The organism is Parahaliea mediterranea (assembly GCF_003402235.1).
Classification (GTDB): Bacteria; Pseudomonadota; Gammaproteobacteria; order Pseudomonadales; family Halieaceae; genus Parahaliea; species Parahaliea mediterranea.
Window position 1 is genome coordinate 270,850 of the sequence record NZ_QEWO01000001.1, and the last position, 17,342, is coordinate 288,191.

General features: G+C 59.9%; 16 protein-coding genes. 10 read left to right on the forward strand and 6 right to left on the reverse strand.

The genetic code is table 11. From position 1 onward, the window contains the following. Positions 1–209 precede the first annotated feature (209 nt). The 6 genes from DDZ17_RS01035 to DDZ17_RS01060 are packed head-to-tail and all read left to right on the forward strand — an operon-like array spanning position 210 to position 7,142. Complete coding sequence (locus DDZ17_RS01035; RefSeq protein WP_170150129.1) at positions 210–2,639, forward strand: TonB-dependent receptor; 2,430 nt, start codon at positions 210–212, stop codon at positions 2,637–2,639. Positions 2,640–2,693: 54 nt separating this feature from the next. Next, positions 2,694–3,032 (forward strand): hypothetical protein, encoded by a 339-nt coding sequence (locus DDZ17_RS01040; protein WP_116364104.1) that lies wholly within the window; start codon positions 2,694–2,696, stop codon positions 3,030–3,032. Next, entirely contained in the window at positions 3,029–3,646 is a 618-nt protein-coding gene (locus DDZ17_RS01045; protein WP_116364105.1) for a gluconate 2-dehydrogenase subunit 3 family protein, read from the forward strand. Before DDZ17_RS01040 ends, DDZ17_RS01045 begins: the two co-directional genes overlap by 4 nt. Positions 3,647–3,656: 10 nt before the next feature. Next, positions 3,657–5,357, forward strand: a complete 1,701-nt coding sequence (locus DDZ17_RS01050; RefSeq protein WP_116364106.1) for a GMC oxidoreductase — start codon at positions 3,657–3,659, stop codon at positions 5,355–5,357. 15 nt (positions 5,358–5,372) lie between these two features. Next, complete coding sequence (locus DDZ17_RS01055; protein ID WP_116364107.1) at positions 5,373–6,251, forward strand: ThuA domain-containing protein; 879 nt, start codon at positions 5,373–5,375, stop codon at positions 6,249–6,251. 33 nt (positions 6,252–6,284) lie between these two features. Next, positions 6,285–7,142: a sugar phosphate isomerase/epimerase family protein gene (locus DDZ17_RS01060; protein WP_157976380.1), complete on the forward strand. Its 858-nt coding sequence runs from the start codon at positions 6,285–6,287 to the stop codon at positions 7,140–7,142. 33 nt (positions 7,143–7,175) lie between these two features. On the opposite strand, the gene DDZ17_RS01065 is transcribed toward DDZ17_RS01060, so the two are convergent. Next, on the reverse strand, positions 7,176–8,048 hold the full coding sequence (locus tag DDZ17_RS01065; RefSeq protein ID WP_116364109.1) for a fumarylacetoacetate hydrolase family protein: 873 nt from the start codon (positions 8,046–8,048) through the stop codon (positions 7,176–7,178). 112 nt (positions 8,049–8,160) lie between these two features. After that, the gene (locus tag DDZ17_RS01070) at positions 8,161–8,640 is read right to left on the reverse strand and encodes a nuclear transport factor 2 family protein (protein ID WP_116364110.1); all 480 of its coding nucleotides are present in this window, start codon (positions 8,638–8,640) and stop codon (positions 8,161–8,163) included. Positions 8,641–8,844: 204 nt separating this feature from the next. On the opposite strand from DDZ17_RS01070, the gene DDZ17_RS01075 reads away from it, so the two are divergent. The 4 genes from DDZ17_RS01075 (at position 8,845) to DDZ17_RS01090 (ending at position 14,861) form a co-directional block, all read left to right on the forward strand. Next, the gene (locus DDZ17_RS01075) at positions 8,845–10,089 is read left to right on the forward strand and encodes a tyrosine-type recombinase/integrase (RefSeq protein ID WP_116364111.1); all 1,245 of its coding nucleotides are present in this window, start codon (positions 8,845–8,847) and stop codon (positions 10,087–10,089) included. A gap of 68 nt (positions 10,090–10,157) precedes the next feature. Continuing rightward, the gene (locus tag DDZ17_RS01080; RefSeq protein ID WP_157976381.1) at positions 10,158–11,678 is read left to right on the forward strand and encodes a hypothetical protein; all 1,521 of its coding nucleotides are present in this window, start codon (positions 10,158–10,160) and stop codon (positions 11,676–11,678) included. Between the two features lie 166 nt (positions 11,679–11,844). Next, positions 11,845–13,449 carry a methyl-accepting chemotaxis protein gene (locus DDZ17_RS01085; protein WP_116364113.1) on the forward strand — a complete coding sequence of 535 codons (1,605 nt, stop codon included), beginning with the start codon at positions 11,845–11,847 and terminating at the stop codon, positions 13,447–13,449. Positions 13,450–13,598: 149 nt separating this feature from the next. Beyond that, entirely contained in the window at positions 13,599–14,861 is a 1,263-nt protein-coding gene (locus DDZ17_RS01090; protein WP_241505749.1) for a cytochrome P450, read from the forward strand. 18 nt (positions 14,862–14,879) lie between these two features. On the opposite strand, the gene DDZ17_RS01095 is transcribed toward DDZ17_RS01090, so the two are convergent. The 4 genes from DDZ17_RS01095 to DDZ17_RS01110 all read right to left on the reverse strand — a co-directional run bounded on the left by DDZ17_RS01095 (position 14,880) and on the right by DDZ17_RS01110 (position 17,325). Then, positions 14,880–15,371, reverse strand: a complete 492-nt coding sequence (locus DDZ17_RS01095; RefSeq protein ID WP_116364114.1) for a DUF4124 domain-containing protein — start codon at positions 15,369–15,371, stop codon at positions 14,880–14,882. A 93-nt stretch (positions 15,372–15,464) separates the two neighbouring features. Further along, complete coding sequence (locus DDZ17_RS01100) at positions 15,465–16,205, reverse strand: RES family NAD+ phosphorylase (protein ID WP_116364115.1); 741 nt, start codon at positions 16,203–16,205, stop codon at positions 15,465–15,467. After that, a complete protein-coding gene (locus DDZ17_RS01105; RefSeq protein WP_116364116.1) occupies positions 16,205–16,576 on the reverse strand; it encodes an XRE family transcriptional regulator in 372 nt (123 codons plus the stop codon). The genes DDZ17_RS01100 and DDZ17_RS01105 overlap by 1 nt, the downstream gene beginning before the upstream one ends. A 74-nt stretch (positions 16,577–16,650) precedes the next feature. Beyond that, on the reverse strand, positions 16,651–17,325 hold the full coding sequence (locus DDZ17_RS01110; RefSeq protein WP_116364117.1) for a DNA-3-methyladenine glycosylase I: 675 nt from the start codon (positions 17,323–17,325) through the stop codon (positions 16,651–16,653). Positions 17,326–17,342: the final 17 nt, after the last annotated feature.

The following is a 17,342-nucleotide window of genomic DNA, read 5'->3' on the forward strand; positions in this document are numbered from 1 at the left end:
TCGGCGTTTAAAGGGGTGATCAAGGAGGCGACCAGGGAGCGCGATCACGGGGCTTGCAAACACCAATGTATACGTTTACATTTCTCCCGCGGCCACATTATATTATCAATTAGATATATATAACCAAGGGCCCAGCCGGCACTCTGCCCATGAGTGGAAATCCGGGCCGACACAATAATCCTTATAACGGTTCGCGCAGGAGTACTGCAATGTACAAGCCCCATCAACTGGCGACAGCCGTCGCCACAGCCCTGATATCACTGAACAGTGGTTCGGCCAGCGGTCAAACAACGGGTGCCGGTGAAGCTGGCATGCTGGAAGAGGTTATCGTCACCGCGCAACGCCGCGCCGAAAGCCTGCAAGATGTACCGATGACAGTGACGGCCATAACCCCCCAGGATATCGCCGACTACAATCTGTTCCGTTTCGAGGATCTTCAGCAATTGTCGCCGGGGCTATCGCTGGAAGGCGGTGACGGCTTCGGGGCTGTCGCACAGGTGCGGGGGGTTGGCTTTGACTCACAGGCCTCGGCGGCACCCGCGGTGGATGTGTACATCAACGAAACACCCGTCGACGCCAACTACGCCTTTCAAAGCATTTATGATGTTGGCCAGGTGGAGGTACTGCGCGGGCCGCAGGGGACATTGCGCGGGCGCCCGGCACCCGGAGGGGCAATCACTGTCACCACCCGTCGCCCGGACCTGGACGCTCTCGGAGGGTATGTCTCAGCTTCTGGCGGCGACCAGGGGGCGCGCAACTACCAGGGCGCCATTAACGTGCCAATCCTTCGCGACAGCCTGGCGTTGCGGGTGGCGGGCATGTTTGACGAAGATGAGGGGAACCGGGTCAAGAGCGCCAACTCCGGCATCGTCTCGGAACGCGAAACCCGCAGCTGGCGCGCTACGCTGTTGTGGGCGCCTACGGACTACTTCGACGCATCGCTGACTCACCAGTGGCTGGAATCCGAGCGAACCAACATGGTTGAAGTGAACGGCCCCGGTGCCGGTTACAACGGCCCGGCGATTGGTAACCGCCGCGGTGTATCGGTCATGGAGGGGCCATCGGGTGGGCCGCAGGAGTTCAATGTTACTACCCTTCAAATGTCGCTGGAAATTCCCCGCCATGTGCTCATCTATAACGGGGCCTACCAGGACAACTCCTTTGACATCGACCGCGAGCAGGATACCGCCAATGCCGTTGTAGGCTGGACTGAGCCGCAGAAAACGGTGTCGGCCTTCGAAGTGGATTCGCACGAGTTGCGGTTGGAATCGGATACCCCCGATGCCTTTGCCGACTACCTGATTGGTCTCTGGTACATGAAAACAGACACTTCGACCACCTTCGAGCAGTTTTCCCCGCTGGATGGCGCCTTTGGTTCTCCACTGGCCCCAGACAGCCTGGGTGGCGCAAACCCCGACTATCTCATTGCCGTAGACGGCAGTATTCCGATTGTCATGGAAGAATATGCCATTTACAGCAACACCACCCTGCATCTGAGCGAGCAGACCGACCTCCAAATAGGCGTGCGTTACCTGGAGACGGAGGAGGAGCGCTCCCAGACCATTACCACCAGTGAGGCGGAAATCGCCATCGGCATTGCACCCGGCGCTCCCCTGAACGGACTCTGCGGCAGTCTGGTAGGCCTCGGTGTCGGCTTTAACGGTGACGAGACGTATAACGGCTACTGTGATCTGGTGCTGGCGGGGTCAAGTTTCACCCAGCCAGCGTCACAGAAGCAGGATGCCTGGGTTTACACTGCATCACTCAAACATGAATTCAGTGATGAGGTAATGGCCTACCTGACCTATGGCCACACCTGGCGCCCGGCCGGTGTCACGGTCGGCGTAACAGCGCCGGTATCGGAAGACCTTATCCAGGGCGATGCCGAGGAGTCTGACTCCTACGAGATCGGCTTGCGCTCAGACCTGATGGATCGCACCCTGCGGGTAAACGCATCACTGTTTCATCAGCAATTTGACAATTTTATTGGCCGCTTCAATGACATCCCCTATATCGGCGCGGGCGACACCATACAATCCGGCGGCTTCACCTACCCGGGGGATGCCACAGTCGACGGTTTTGAGCTGGAAGTGGCCTACAGCATCAATGACAGTTGGTGGGTTCAGCTCAATACCGCCTATGCGGACGGCACGTTTGACGATGCGAGCGTTCCCTGCCGTGACACCAACCTGGATGGCGAACCAGATTCCGGTGACATCGGCAATCTGACCCTGGAGGATTTCGGCGGCAATTCGGTTATCTACTGCAATGTAGACACGCGCATCGCCACGACGCCGAAATGGTCCGGCGTGCTGCAGACGGAATACAGTTTTAACCTGTTTTCAAGCGACGCGTATGTGCGTGCACTCTACAACTACTACGGAGCGCAAGAAGATACCGGCATGGACTTCGAGGCAGACGCTTACGGCATTCTGAATCTGTTTGCCGGTATTCGCGGTGTTAATTCCCCATGGGAAGTGAGCGTCTGGGCCAAGAACCTTCTCGATGAGGATCAGTACCTTGATCGCGGCGAAGCACAGACGTACTACGGCACCTTCGAAGCCGGCTATTACGGTGTTCGCTTTGTACCCGAGCGCGAGATCGGGGTGACCTTGAGGTACGCCTTTGGCAATGGCTAAGTGTTCTCGCCCATAGCGGCAGCGAGCGCTTTTTGGTGCCATGACTGCAAAGCCATGGCACATTTTTCCTTTTTGAACCGTGTGGTGAATACTGTGATGAGATACCGCCCTGGCAACCAGCGTCGCCGGCTCATTCTGGGCATTGTCGTTGCGCTGTTTTTCAGGTTTCTGTTGGTTCCAACCGCCTGGATGTTCTACGAGCTTTACCATCTCACCGGCTGGAATGTGGTGTACTGGGGTTACAGCCTGTTCAAGGTAGGCGGCTATTACTTCAACCACTGGCCGTACCAGACATTCACATGCATTGCACTGGGACTCATCATAGCCGTGCCGTGGCGACGCCTGCTGTGCTTCGCCCGAAAAAACGTAGCAACAGAGGTGTCCCAACAATGAATCGACGTGAATTCATGCAATGTGCAGCGCTGCTGGTGAGCGGCGTTGCCGCCACGCGCATCAGCATGGCGTTGAGCGACGAGCAGAAGCACTACCTGGCTCGGGCAAACTACAACCGCACACCTGCCAACTACTTTAACGAAGCCCAGCGACGCACAGTCGCCGCGGTTGCAGAAACCATCATGCCAGCCACCGATACGCCCGGCGCGATTGATGCCGGTGTGCCGGGTTTCATCGAGAACATGGTGCAAGACTGGCTAAACAACGCGGAGCGGGCCATTTTTGACCAGGGCCTGGCTGAGTTGATGGCCAGCACGCAGCGCTCGTACGGGAAGAGTTTCGAAATGCTTGAACCCGCGCAACAAAGCGACTGTCTGGAAGCGCTTGAATCGGCGGCCAGTGACTCCGCCTGGTACGACTTTGGCAATACGCAACGTGTTTTTGTCAGTGATGCGCCTTTTATTTGCCAGATGAAAGAATTGACCATCTGGGGCTTTTTCACCTCTGAAGCAGGTGCAACGCAGGTACTGCGCTACGAAGCCATGCCCATGACCTTCGATGGTAACCGAGAACTTGGCCCTGACGACAGTAGTTGGGCCGGTACCCCTTACTAGCGAGTTGAGAATGATACAAAGCGAAAACTACGACTTTGACGCCATTGTGGTCGGCTCTGGTATCAGTGGCGGCTGGGCAGCCAAGGAGTTGACCGAGAAGGGGCTGAAAGTCCTGGTGTTGGAACGCGGCAGGGATATCACACCCGGCCTGGATTACTACGGCGAACACGCCCCGGACTGGAAGCTTCCCTACCAGGGAAAAAAGCCCCGCGAATTGTACGAAAACGAGTACCCGATCCAGAGCCACGGTTATGCATTGAACGAAGGCAACCGGCAATTCTGGAACAATGACAAGGACAATCCCTACGTCTTTGATGCCGAAAAGCCCTTCTATTGGATGCGAGCCGATGTGGTGGGCGGACGATCATTAATATGGGGGCGACAGACCTACCGTTGGTGTGAACAGGACTTCACAGCGAACGCTACTGATGGCCACGGTATCCCCTGGCCGATCGGTTACCGCGACCTGGCCCCCTGGTACAGCCATGTAGAAAAGTTTGCCGGCATTAGCGGCGAAGCGCTTGGCCTGGATGAACTGCCCGACAGCGAATTTCTCAAGCCGATGGAAATGCATGCACTGGAGAAAACGATCCAGGGGCGTTTACGCAAGAAGGCGCCCCATGTGCACATGACCATCGGCCGTGTGGCGATCCTGAGCGAAGATCACAACGGGCGCGCGGCCTGCCATTATTGCGGACCCTGTGACCGGGGCTGCTCAACAGGCAGTTATTTCAGTTCCCACAGCGCGACCCTGCCCGCTGCGCGTGCCACCGGCAACCTGACCCTCAAGGCGAATGCAGTGGTCGAGCGCCTGGAATACGATGCGCAAGGTGGCAGGGTCAGCGCCGTTCATGTGATCGACAGCAAGACCGGTGAGCGCAGTGCCTTTAGAGCCCGCCTGTACTTTCTGTGCGCCTCGACAGTGGGCAGTACACAGATACTGATGAATTCGCGCAGTGAGGCCTTTCCGGATGGCCTGGGCAATCGAAGCGGGGCGCTCGGCCACTACCTGATGGACCACGTGTATGGCGTCGGGGTTACGGGTATTTTCTACGACGACATGGACCGCTACTGGTTTGGCAACAGACCCAACGGCACCTATATCCCCCGGTTCAGAAACCTCGGCGGCCAGGATGATGATGCCGGTTTCCTTCGGGGTTATGGCTACCAGGGCGCGGCCATGCGTATGGACTGGAAAACCGGCTTCAATAAGAAGGGCTTTGGCGCTGAACTGAAGGAATCCCTGCGCAAGCCCGGCCCCTGGGTCTTCCACCTGGCGGGTTTTGGGGAGGTCTTACCGCAATACAACAACCGCATGTATCTAGACGCGAAGAAGGTGGGCCGGTTTGGCATTCCACAGGTGGGCTTTGACTGCCAGTGGGGCGATAACGAGCGCATGATTCGCGATGACATGTTGGAGCAGGGTGAGGGGCTGATGAAAGCGGCTGGCGCTGTGTTCACAGTCAGGATGGAAGAAATGGGTGAGCCGGGGCTGGGAATCCATGAAATGGGCACTGCCCGCATGGGGGATGACCCGGCGCAATCCGTGGTCAACGCGCACAACCAGGTGCACGGTGCGCCCAACGTGTTTGTCACCGACGGCGCCTGCATGACCTCATCTTCCTGCGTTAATCCCTCGCTGACCTATATGGCATTGACTGCCAGGGCCTGTGATTACGCTGTCAAACAACTGGCGCAAGGTCGCCTGTAAACAAGGTAAAGCACTATGCCACGATGGTTAAAAATCAGCGCCCTGACTTTTGCCGGTATTCTTACTCTGCTAGGCGCCGGCGCCTATGCTTACTACAAGTATATCGGCATTATTCCGTCCCACGATTATGAAACCGAACCACCGGCATTGCCGCAGTTCAGCAAACCAGCGGTGCTGATCTTCAACAAGACCAATGGCTTTCGCCATATTGATGCACTGCCCGTCGCAGACGCGCTGTTCACCGAACTGGCGCAAGCTCACGGCTGGGATGTGTTTGTTACTGACAATGCTGCAGTGCACAACCCCGGCGTGTTGGACAACTTCGATCTGGTGATCTGGAACAATGTCTCGGGCGATGTTCTGACCAATGAGCAACGCAGCTCGCTGAAGCAGTGGCTGACAAATGGTGGCGGATGGCTTGGTGTACACGGGTCAGGGGGCGACACCAGCTACCAGTGGCCCTGGTACGTACAAACGCTGATCGGCGCACAGTTTATCGGCCATACCATGATGCCCCAGTTCCAGGATGCTGAACTGTACCGGACAGACCTTGATTCGGTGGTGACCGAGCACCTGAGCACGCCCTGGCAGATACCTGCCGAGGAGTGGTATGCCTTTGATGCCAGCCCGCGCGATAAAGGCTATGAAATCCTTGTAACGATAGACCCTGATAGCTATGAAACCCACGGGCCTGTTGATTCCGGGTGGATGGAAGGCTGGTCGGATCGCATGGGGAGCGACGGCGAGCATCCGCAGGTTTGGCGGCACCGGCTGGGGCAGGGCAGGGCGTTTTACTCCGCAATCGGCCACCAACCGGCAACCTACGGGATACCCGCCTATCGCGAGCTACTTTCAAAAGCCATGCGCTGGGCCATGGGTGAGTCGAGTGAATAGCACTGACTTTAATGCAGGTCGGAGGATGGTGGGGTGAGCATTGGTGTCGGCGTCAATGCCTGGGTATGGCAGTCACCCTTTACGCGCGAATCAACGCCCTTGATCGAACATGCGGCGAGAATGGGCTTCGACGCATTCACTGTGCCGGTGGAGTCCCCGGTTCTTATCGATGTCGATGAGATCAAAGCCGTACATGCTGACTACCCCCTGCGCCTGTATGTTTCCGGCGCTTTCAGCCCGGATCGTGATCTCACCCATGCGGATCCATCGATACGACAGAACGCACTGGACTATATACGCAGTACCCTGGCTATCTGTGAGCAGCTCGGTGTCAATCATTTGGTGGGGCCTGCCTACTCTGCGACGGGCAAACGGCGGAAGATACCGCAGCAACAACGGGATCGGGAGTGGGAACTTGCGGTGAGGGGACTCACCGAGGCCGGCCAGATGGCCGCAGACCACGGCGTGACACTTGCCATTGAACCGCTGAATCGGTTTGAAACCGACCTTATCAATACCGCCGCACAGGTAAAGCAGCTGATCCGCGATATCGGCCTGCCATCGGTTCGCATCCACCTTGACACCTTTCATATGCATATCGAAGAGCAGAGTGTTTACGACGCCATCTGCCTGGCAGGCGAAGATCTGGTTTACCTCGACGCCAGTGAAAGTCACCGGGGCACGCCGGGGCTGGGGCAGGTCCACTGGAGCGATGTGGCCAGCGCACTGCGCGACATCAACTATCAGGGCGACTGCGTCATCGAGTCCTTTACGCCCGATTGCACAACCATCGCAGAGGCCGCCGCAATCTGGCGACCACTGGCACCGTCACAGGATGCACTGGCAGAAGAGGGCGCTCGCTTCCTGCAGGCGCTGTTTGCCGAACTCTGAGCCCGCTCTGGTGGCCACAGGGTGCCGAGTTCATCAACCGCCGGCGCTGCCCTGAACAAACGGGTTGCGCAGCGCCCCGAGCTTTTCAATACGCGAGTGCAGCACCTCCCCGGGGCGAATGAAGCGTGGGGGCTGGTGCGACAGGCCAACGCCGGCGGGCGTGCCGGTAAAAATCAGGTCACCCGGGTAGAGCTCGCAAATGGACGACAGGTAGGCAATCTGTGTGGGCAGGTCGAAAAGCATCATCGACGTTCGCGCACTTTGCATCACCTCGCCATCCAGATCGCAGGCAATGGCAAGATCCTGGGGGTTATCCAATTCGTCGGCAGTGGTGAGCCAGGGGCCAATGGGGGCAAACCCCCGGTGACTCTTGGCCATGCTGAACTGGGCCGGCGAACAGGCCATCTGGTGAGTCCGTTCCGAAAGATCCTGCCCGACACAATAGGCGCCAACATGAGACAGGGCCGTCTCTGGCGCGATATTGCGCCCGCCCTGGCCAATCACCGCAACCAGCTCCACCTCCCAGTCAACTGTGCCTGGTGGCAACACGATTGTGCTGCCTGGTCCGGTGAGAGACGACGCAAACTTGGTAAAGATCATCGGCGAGGGCGGCAGCGCTAAATCCACTTCGTCGGCGTGCCCCCTGTAGTTGATGCCGACGGCAAAAATCTGCCGGGGCCTTAGCAGGGGCGCATCCAGTTGGCTGAGATCAGCCTCCAGTTCCGCCTGCGTTCGCGGATCAGTCACGGCCGGGCGCTCGGACTCAAACCAGCTCATCACAGCCGCCAGCTGTGGTATCAGATCGTCCAGGTCCGACGGAAACCGCCCCTTGGATGCGCGCTCGACATCAATCAGTCCAGATTCGGCAATGATGGTTGCGCGATGCTTGATACGTCCGAGCTTCATAGGGGTGGCCTCTGTGTGATCGGTGAAATGTGCGAAGTAACAGCCGCACACGGGCGACTACGCGAGACTATACGCCTGAATGGAATCAAGGGAGTGTCGTCGGGTTGACGGTTTACGGTTCGCCGGCCGTGGCATCGTCGGCTCGGGGCCCGATGGCAAATCGCCCATGGGCACTGAGGTTGCCATAAAGGTCGTTGGAAATGTGACGCTCGGCAAAGCGCCAAACGCCGGATACTCGCTCGAACACATCCTGGTAGTCGCCGGTAATGATCGGCTGCAAGGGCAGGGCGGGCGTCTGCTGGAACACAACCACCGTACTGCTGGCTTCGACTCTGTCCGGCGAGACAGGGTCAATCATCAGATTAACAACCACATGCCGCGTTCGCGGCACGCCGTTGTAGAGCTGAAGAAACTCGCTGAAGCGGCGGGTGATTTCGGCAGGGTCATTGCGAACAGGCGCGTCCTCACCTTCAAAATATACCGCCGCGTTAACGAACAACTTGCCAACACCGGTTAAGTCGCCCGCATCCAGCCGCTTGGGATATGAATGAATAAGGTTCTGGATGGCGATGTAATCAGTGGCTTCAAGCATGGCAGAGCACTATCGACGATTTGCTGAATATACGTGGCAGTGTAGCGAGTGCAGAGGGAGTAGAGGTCATATAAACGGGTGAAGCGAGCTAGGCTGCCATCCACTTCATACTTTGCTATGTCCAATACTGTCTAGTGTTGGACTATAGAGGTAAAGGCCCGTAAGATAGCCCTCAATACAAAACTCCACCCAATTGGCGCATCCATGGCTATCCCAAAACCTGTACCACTGTATCCAACTCACGACAGCCTGAAGCACCTGGACTTCAGGGACTATCCTGACCTGCGCACGTTTCTGGCCGCTGGCGATAGTTGGTGGATGAACCACTGGCTATGGGGTCAGGAGTTCCTGCTGTATATTGGCCGTAACAAATCCGAGCACACATTTACGCGCTTTCGCAATGAAACAGAGCGCTTTCTGCTGTGGGTGTTCCTGGTTAAGGGTAAGCCAATGGATCAACTGCGCAAGTCAGACATTCTGGACTATGCGGATTTTTGCTGGGAACCGCCGCTCAATTGGATTTGCCTGACCAACCACGACAAATTCCAGCTGATCAACGGCTGTTATACACCCAACAGCGCCTGGGCACCGTTCAGGCTGCGCCTGCCGAAGAACGCCAAGGCCAGCAATGTTGAGCCGGACAAGAAGAAATACCGGCCGTCGCAGCAAACGCTCACCGCAACCTTCACCGGCATTATTGCCTTCTACAAATACCTGATGAATGAGGAGTATCTCTACGGGAACCCGGCGCAGATTGCCAAGGCCGACTGCCGGCATTTCATCAAGGATGCGCAGGTCAAGGAGCCGCGGCGCCTGACGGAGCATCAGTGGCAGTATGTATTCCGGGTTGCCCTGAGAATGGCCGATGAAGACCCGGTTTTCGAGCGCAGCCTGTTCGTGATTTGCGCGCTGAAGGTGCTGTTTTTACGGATTTCGGAGTTGTCCGAGCGCAAAACCTGGTCGCCGGCGATGGGCCATTTCTGGCAGGATTCAGACAGTAACTGGTGGCTTAAAATCTACGGAAAAGGCCGAAAACTGCGCGATATTACGGTGCCGGAGAGCTTTTTGCCCTACCTCAAGCGCTACCGGGCCTATCGCGGCCTCAGCCCCCTGCCATCCAGCGGCGAAAACTACCCTATTGTGGAGAAAATCCGCGGCCGCGGCGGTATGACGTCGCGCCAGCTTGCCCGCATCGTGCAGGAGGTCTTCGACCTCGCCTACCAGGACATGCGCCGGGAACAGGGCGAAGACAGCGCCAGCAAGCTCAGGGAGGCCTCCACCCACTGGCTGCGCCATACCGGCGCCAGCATGGAGGTGGAACGCGGCCGCGCGCTGAAGGATCTCTCGGAAGACCTGGGCCACGCCAGCATGGCCACCACCGACACGGTTTATGTACAAACCGAAAATCGTTTGCGCGCGCAAAGTGGCAAGGGCCGAAAAGTCAATTGATACTTGGGTGACACTCTGCGTTGGAGAATTGCATTATAATACCCACTAATTATCTGAGGGTTTACACCATGTCGACTGCCATCCAAAACGCCCTACTGCTCGCCTCCGCCTGGTGGCGATGTGTTCTGATATCCGTATTGCTGGGTATCAGCGTTGGCGCTACCGCCCAGGACAGCGATGTAGACGGTATCGCGGATGCCCTCGACATCGATGATGATAATGATGGCCTGACGGATATCGAGGAAGGTTGCTACGACACGGACTTCCCCGGTGATCGGGCGCCGGTGTACACGGGCACCCCCAATGTAGTGGCTATTTCCCACCCCTTTAACAGCCCCGCATTTCCCCCGTCCAACGCCAATGTGCTGAATATTATTGTTCCGGCCAGCGTCTCTAACCTGACCGCGGGCAGCGGCTTTAACGCCTCACATAATGGCTCAAACAGCCTGGATATCACCAACCTCAATGCCACCGACCTGAACGATGCCAGGGCCCTCAATGAGTACCTGGCCTATTCGTTTACCACACAGTCTGCCGTATTTGTCGCCTATCTGGACTGGTTTGGCTACCGCACGGGCCTTACCAGCAACCCTACCTTCAACGCCACCTTTGAAATTTCCACCGACGGTTTTTCCACGCCCGCCAACACGACGGTGTTGGGCACCTTGGCCTCTGGCGCGGGGCAAACTGGCACCAACGGACGGCGCGCGCTGGATATTGTGGATTACGCCCTGATGCCTGCCACCACCTACTCGGTACGCATTTACATTCATGGCCTGAGCAGCGGGACGGCCCTGAATTTTGATGACCCGATCATCGCGTTTGATTATTGCCGGCGCGACACCGACGGCGATGGCATTGTGGATGCGCTGGACCTGGATGCGGACAACGACGGCTGCCTGGATGCCATTGAAGGCAGCGGTAGCTTCCTTGAGGTGGACCTGACCGCCATTCCCGGCGGCGCCGCCCTTGGCATCGGTACAGGCTCCAGCGCCGGCAGTGCACTCAATCTGGGCACGGCGGTGGATGCCAACGGCCTGCCCACGGTGGCTGGTGGCGGCCAGTCGGCGGGCTTCGCCACCGTGCCCGCAGCGCTGGTAATCGATACCGGGCCAGCAAACCAGGCGCTGACAGCCGGTGACACCGCGACGTTTTCAGTAGTAGCCAATGTGGTACAAGCCAGCGCCTACGGCAGCGACAATGCTCCCGATTTTGCCGGCGGCACCGTGATTGCCAGCCCGGCCAGCTACCAGTGGCAGTTCAGCCAGGACGGTGGCGCAACCTGGGTGGCGGCGTCTGGCGCTGACGTCGTGGGGGAAAACAGCGATACCTTGAGCATCGCAAACATCACCTCAGCGATGGATGGTCAACAGGTGCGCGTTCTGATGACGTGCAATGAAAATGAATGCCCGTTGTTGTCCGAGGTAGCGACCCTCTCCGTTGACGATGAGACATCGCCGCCGCAGGAGCCGGAGCCACCAGCGCCCAGGCCTGTGCCGGTGAACAGTGCTCCGGCCCTGTTGCTAACCGCCCTGCTGCTCCTGCTGGCCGGCCTGCGCCGTCCCCGGGTGTTGGGAAATAGCAGGTAAACCAGCCCAGCACGCAATAACCGCCTCAAGCCAGTGGCGATTCGGCCGATAGCATCTGTCGCGGGTCGACACTGGCGCCAAGCACCGGGAGGGCCGAGCGCCCTGCCCTGACGGCATCCAACGCTGATGGCGAACCGCTCCGCTGTATCCAGGAGTTTGAGCCAGTATGCGTAACAACCAGCCCGTCACGTCCCGAGAATACCCCGTCGCCGACGACCAGTTGCTGATTTCCCACACCGACCTTCGCGGCAATATCACCTTCGCCAACCGCCACTTTATCGAGGTCAGTGGCTTCAGCAGTGCGGAACTGATCGGCGCGCCCCACAACATCGTGCGCCACCCGGATATGCCCCAGGCGGCATTTGCCGACCTGTGGCGCTGCCTGAAGGCCGGCAATATGTGGGTGGGCCTGGTGAAGAACCGGCGCAAGAACGGTGACTATTACTGGGTTCGCGCACAGGTCATTCCGCTGTACGAAGACGGGCAGCCGGTGGGTTTTGTGTCGGTGCGCAGCCGTGCCCAGCCGGCCGCCATCAAAATGGCAGCCCAGGCGTACCGGAAAATGCACGCCGATGGCAGCGCCCCCCTCACGGTGCGCCATGGTCGCATTGTCAGCACGGGCTGGCGCGGCGTGTTGCCGCGCCTGTTCAAGCGCCTGGCGGGCCTGTCGTCGGCCCTCATTCCTCTGTTTTCGGCCCTGCTGGTTATGGTGGCAAGCGGCCTTGGCTGGCGTGCCGCCCAGGCGCCCTCCCCCGCGCTGGCTATGGCCCAGGCAGCGCTGCTGGCGTTGGGGTTGCCCCTGCTATTGTGGATGGCCTGGCACCAGCGCCAAACGTTGTTGCAGCCACTGCGCCAGGCTGTGCTATTTTCCAGCCAGATTGCCGCGGGCAACCTGGGCGTTGCCGCGCCCGGCGCACAACGGGGCGACGTTGGGCGCCTGCTGGCCAGTCTCGATCTGATGCGCAAGAGCCTGGCCGGCATTGCCGGAGACGTGCGACGGGGTATTGATGTGGCCAGCCCGGCGGCCCGGGACATGGCCGGCGGCAACAGTGAACTCGCCGACCGCTCCATGCAGCAGGCAGCGTCGCTGGAGCAGACCGCTTCCAGCATGGAGCAAATCACCGTCACCGTGCAGCAGAATGCCGACCATGCGGAACAGGCCAGCGTGCTGGCGCGCGATTCGGCATCCACGGTTACCCGCTGCAGCACGTTGATGGATCAGGTGGTCAGCACCATGGGGAGCATCACGGCGCATTCCGGGCGCATGGCGGCGATCATCGAGGTGATCGACGGCATTGCCTTCCAGACCAACCTGCTGGCCTTGAATGCCTCGGTGGAGGCCGCCCGCGCCGGCGTGCACGGCCGGGGCTTTGCGGTGGTGGCCAGCGAAGTGCGCAGCCTGGCCGGGCGCTCGGCGGAGGCGGCCAGGGAAATTCGCACCCTGATAGACACCTCCTGTGCCGATACAGAGAGCGGCGCAGCACTGGTGCGCGAGGCCGGCACATCCATGGACGCGCTGGTAGAGAAAGTTACCCGCCTCAGTGAACTCATCACCCAGATCGCCACCGCCAGCCGCGAGCAAGGCACAGGTATTGAACAGGTCAACGCCGCCATATCCGACATGGACGCGGTAACCCGAAAGAACGCAGAGGGCATCAGTGCCAGCGCCCGGGACACCGAGCGCCTGCTGGCCCAGATAGAAGAACTGGCCTGGGCCGCTGCGGTGTTTCGCTTTGCCGGTGACGGCCCTAGGGGCGGTGCAGCCAGATGAGGCTTGCGGTGTTGAAATCACTGCCAACGCGATGACAAGGGCCAGAATTTAACCGCTTTTTGGCCATATATCACTCCTGTTTTGCGCGAGCGCTGGGCCATACTGATGGCCTTCGCCACCCAGGCGGAACAATAAAAAAGGAGTGAGTGGTGAACACACAGGCACAGGTCAAGCTGGACGGGTTTCAGGCGGCGGATGTGCTCGATCCGTTGGTGATGGGCGACGAGCGCAGTATGTACGCGCTGTTTGACCACCTGCGCAGCACCGACCCGCTGTCCCGCGTGGAGCACCCGGACTACCGCCCCTTCTGGTCGCTGACCCGCTACGACGACATTCGCCACATCGGCAGCCAGAACGACAGCTTCCTCAGCGCGCCGCGCACCATTCTCATCCCCAGTGCCTTTGAAGATGCCCTGCTGGCCCAGTTCGGCACGCCTAACGGGCTGGAAACCCTCATTCACATGGACCGCCCCAAGCACCTGAAAATGCGCAAGGTGACCCGGGAGTGGTTCCTGCCCCGCAGTATCGAAAAACTGCAGGCGGAGGTTGAATTGCTGGCGAAGGAATTTGTCGATCGCATGCAGGAAATGGGCGAGGAGTGCGACTTTGTGAAGGACATCGCCCTCCTCTTCCCCCTGCGCATTATCCTGTCGATTCTCGGCCTGCCACGGGAAGCCGAAGGCACCATGCTGCGCCTGACCCAGGAAATGTTTGGCGGCCAGGACCCAGAGCTGCAGCGCGGCGACTCGGAAACCGCCGGGGTGGAGGTGCTCAACGAGTTTGGGGCCTATTTCGCCGAAGTCATCGAAGACCGCAAACGCAACCCGCAGGATGACCTGGCCACTGTGCTGGCCAACGCGGAGGTGGATGGGGAGCCGATGAACATGCTGGACCAGGCCAGCTATTTCATCATCACCGCCAGTGCCGGGCACGACACCACTTCCGCTGCCATTGGCGGCGGCATGAAGGCCCTGCTGGAACACCCGGAGCAGCTTGCCCTGTGGCGCGACACACGGGCACTTGATGACGGCGCGGCGCGGGAGATCATTCGCTGGGTGTCACCGGTGCGGCACATGGTGCGCACGGCCACCGCCGATACCGAGCTGCACGGCAAAACCATCCGCGCCGGCGACAATGTGGCCCTGTGGTATCCGGCCGCCAACCGCGACCCGGCGGCCTTCGATGCGCCCAACACACTCAACCTGCGGCGCGACCCAAAAACCCAGCTCGCCTTTGGTTATGGCTCGCACATGTGCCTTGGCCAGCACCTGGCGGTGCTGGAGTTACGCTGTTTCTTCAAGGAATTGCTGCCGCGCTTGCAGTCTATGGCCTTCAACGGCGAGCCGGAGTGGATCAAGGCGATTTTTGTGGGCGGGCTGCGTTCTATGCCGGTGCGTTATCAGCTGACCTGAACCCGCCGGGGCTTGCGCTTAGCGGCGCTCGCTGCCCCGGTTCAACGCGTCGATCTGGGCGTTGATTTGCTCGATTTTTTTCTGCTCGGCATCAATGCGCTTCTGGTAGCCGCTGTCCAGGGCATCCAGTTGCGGCTGCAGCCCTTCTTCGTAGGTTTTGCCAGGGGGGGAATTGCTGCCGTAGTCGCCCTTTTCACGCAGGCGCTGCATATCGATTTCGCGCGCCTTCTGCAGCTCGCTGATGCGGTTTTCATGGCGTGAGATTTCCCGGCGCAGCTCCCGCACTTCGTTGGATTCCGCCACCCGCCGCCAGGTGGCGCGCTCCTCATCGGTGGTGCCGGTGCTGGTATCCGGCGAGCGCACGGTGGTTTCCACTGCGTTGTCGCCACAGGGCTGCTGGCTGAACACGGTCTGGCCCTGCTCGCCGGTGCATTTGAAGATACGCGTTTGTGCGCTGGCCTGTTGCGTGGCGGCCAGTATCAACGCCAGCAGGCAAACTATTTTCGGCATTGCGGCTAAAACCTCGGGTCAATCGTCATGCGCCAGCTGCCAACGGCAGCGAACGCGGCAAGGGCGAGTGTAACAGGCTGCCCATCCAGCGCATCAAACCGCCAGCGCCGGATGGGGAATGCGGCCGGCGGTATCGGCAACATCGCTGTAGCGCACCTCGAAGCGCTCGCCGCCCGGGCGCCCCCACCAGCAGGCGGTCATGTCGATACGCAGGTTCCACTGGCTCTGCACCGGCACGGTGTTGGCGGCAATGGCCGCCGGGTCCAGCACCGCGCAGTTGACCCCGGCTGGCCAGCGCGCAGAGCCAAACCACAACAGCCCGCTGCCGGCCTCCCGGTGGGCGCTGCCCAGCTGCTGGGAAAAATGGTAATCGCCGGGGTCAGAAATGCGGCTGTGCCACGGTTCCAGTACGGCGCTGGTCAGGTCTGCACTGCGCGGGTGGCTGACCGCAAAGTGCAGCGCGCTGCGCCCGTCGGTAATCACCTCCAGCGGGCCCAGGTCACTCAGGCCCTGCTGGAACAGCCATAGATAAACGGCGGATTCCACCATGGCGGTCTCGCGTTCACGCGCGCCGTACAGAATGCCCATTTCGGTGTAGCGGCCAAAGCGCGAGCCGTGGCGCAATGGCGGGTAGCGAAAGGGTGCCCGCAAAATCCAGTGCAGGTGCAGGGTGTTCGGCGGGTAGGCGGGCTTGTGGGCATCCAGCAGGTGTTCCAGCCGGTCCTGCTCGGCGGCCGAGCGGGTGATGTTGCGCGTGGCGGCCTCCTCCTGGTATTCCACAATGCGCCAGATATGCCCGCTGGCAGCACTGGTGCGCAACAGCAAAGGGTCCATTACAGGCGGCCGCGCATGCCATCCAGGTAGTGATTCACCAGCGCCAGCCCTTCGTAGCGGGTTACCAGGTTCGCTGGCGCTTCGTTGCGCAGGTGGTGATTGGGGGTGCGCATCCAGTGCTGCATTTGCTCCCGGTTGCCGCCCACAATGGCATACAGCGAGCGATATACCCGCACCAGGCCCAGCGCCAGTTCCTGGGTTTTCGGGCTGGACAGGATGGCGGTGCCGCGGGAGTAGTTCTTCATGGAGGCAGTGCTCACGCCAACCGCCACCGCCAGCTGGGCGAGGGTCAGGCCCAACTCGCCGCCCGCTTCCAGCAGTGCGCCGGTGACAATGGCCTCGTCGGATCTTACAGCCTCTGCGTGGTTCATTTTCTGCCCCTTTGGAGCCAACTGATGGTCTATTTTTAGACTATATTATTGTTTTTGTCTACCTAAATACCGGTTTAGCTTTCCATCGAACAGGCGCAAATTCGGCTGATATGGGCCAGGGGCAGGCCGCTCTGCTGCTGCCACTCGTTGAATGTGGCTTGTATGCGGGCAAGGTCGCGCTGGCTGGTGGGGTTGGCGGCCACTTCCAGGCCCGCCCCGCGCAGGCAACGCAGCACGTCGCCGGTAAGTACAAAGGTATCCCGCCCCATATTGCGCAACACGCGCTGGCCGGTCATGCCGCCCAGGCGGTCTCCGCCCTGCTTCAGGCGGCGGAACAGGCCCACCAGATCCTGATCGGGCCAGTTCGATACAAAGCGGCCAAAGCTGCCCGCCTCCCGGGCCACATCCAGCACAAAGCGAGCGTTGCGCTGCACGCTGATGACCTTCTGGCGATTGCGGATAATCAGCGGGTTGGCGGCAAAGCGGTCGATTTGCTCGGGGCTGAGCATGACGATTTTCTCCGGCGGGAAGCCGAAAAACACCTCTTCGAAGCCTTCCCATTTGTTGTCTACCACGCGCCAGACAAAACCGGCCTGGAAGATGCAGCGGGCCATTTCCGCCAGCCAACGATGATCCTGGGTGCGGGCCAGTTGACGCGGGCTTTTGACCGCAGGCAACAGGCGGTTGAGGGCCGCTTTGCCGCCGTGGCGTAAAACGGCGCGCTCGTGAATCGTTTCGAAGTGGTCCATCCCCCGCGGCCTCACCT

Coding starts and splice junctions, on each gene's coding strand:
- DDZ17_RS01035 (WP_170150129.1), top strand. CDS start 210: ATGTACAAGCCCCATCAACTGGCGACAGCCGTCGCCACAGCCCTGATA.
- DDZ17_RS01040 (WP_116364104.1), top strand. CDS start 2,694: ATGGCACATTTTTCCTTTTTGAACCGTGTGGTGAATACTGTGATGAGA.
- DDZ17_RS01045 (WP_116364105.1), top strand. CDS start 3,029: ATGAATCGACGTGAATTCATGCAATGTGCAGCGCTGCTGGTGAGCGGC.
- DDZ17_RS01050 (WP_116364106.1), top strand. CDS start 3,657: ATGATACAAAGCGAAAACTACGACTTTGACGCCATTGTGGTCGGCTCT.
- DDZ17_RS01055 (WP_116364107.1), top strand. CDS start 5,373: ATGCCACGATGGTTAAAAATCAGCGCCCTGACTTTTGCCGGTATTCTT.
- DDZ17_RS01065 (WP_116364109.1), bottom strand. CDS start 8,048: ATGAAGCTCGGACGTATCAAGCATCGCGCAACCATCATTGCCGAATCT.
- DDZ17_RS01070 (WP_116364110.1), bottom strand. CDS start 8,640: ATGCTTGAAGCCACTGATTACATCGCCATCCAGAACCTTATTCATTCA.
- DDZ17_RS01075 (WP_116364111.1), top strand. CDS start 8,845: ATGGCTATCCCAAAACCTGTACCACTGTATCCAACTCACGACAGCCTG.
- DDZ17_RS01080 (WP_157976381.1), top strand. CDS start 10,158: ATGTCGACTGCCATCCAAAACGCCCTACTGCTCGCCTCCGCCTGGTGG.
- DDZ17_RS01085 (WP_116364113.1), top strand. CDS start 11,845: ATGCGTAACAACCAGCCCGTCACGTCCCGAGAATACCCCGTCGCCGAC.
- DDZ17_RS01095 (WP_116364114.1), bottom strand. CDS start 15,371: ATGCCGAAAATAGTTTGCCTGCTGGCGTTGATACTGGCCGCCACGCAA.
- DDZ17_RS01100 (WP_116364115.1), bottom strand. CDS start 16,205: ATGGACCCTTTGCTGTTGCGCACCAGTGCTGCCAGCGGGCATATCTGG.
- DDZ17_RS01105 (WP_116364116.1), bottom strand. CDS start 16,576: ATGAACCACGCAGAGGCTGTAAGATCCGACGAGGCCATTGTCACCGGC.
- DDZ17_RS01110 (WP_116364117.1), bottom strand. CDS start 17,325: ATGGACCACTTCGAAACGATTCACGAGCGCGCCGTTTTACGCCACGGC.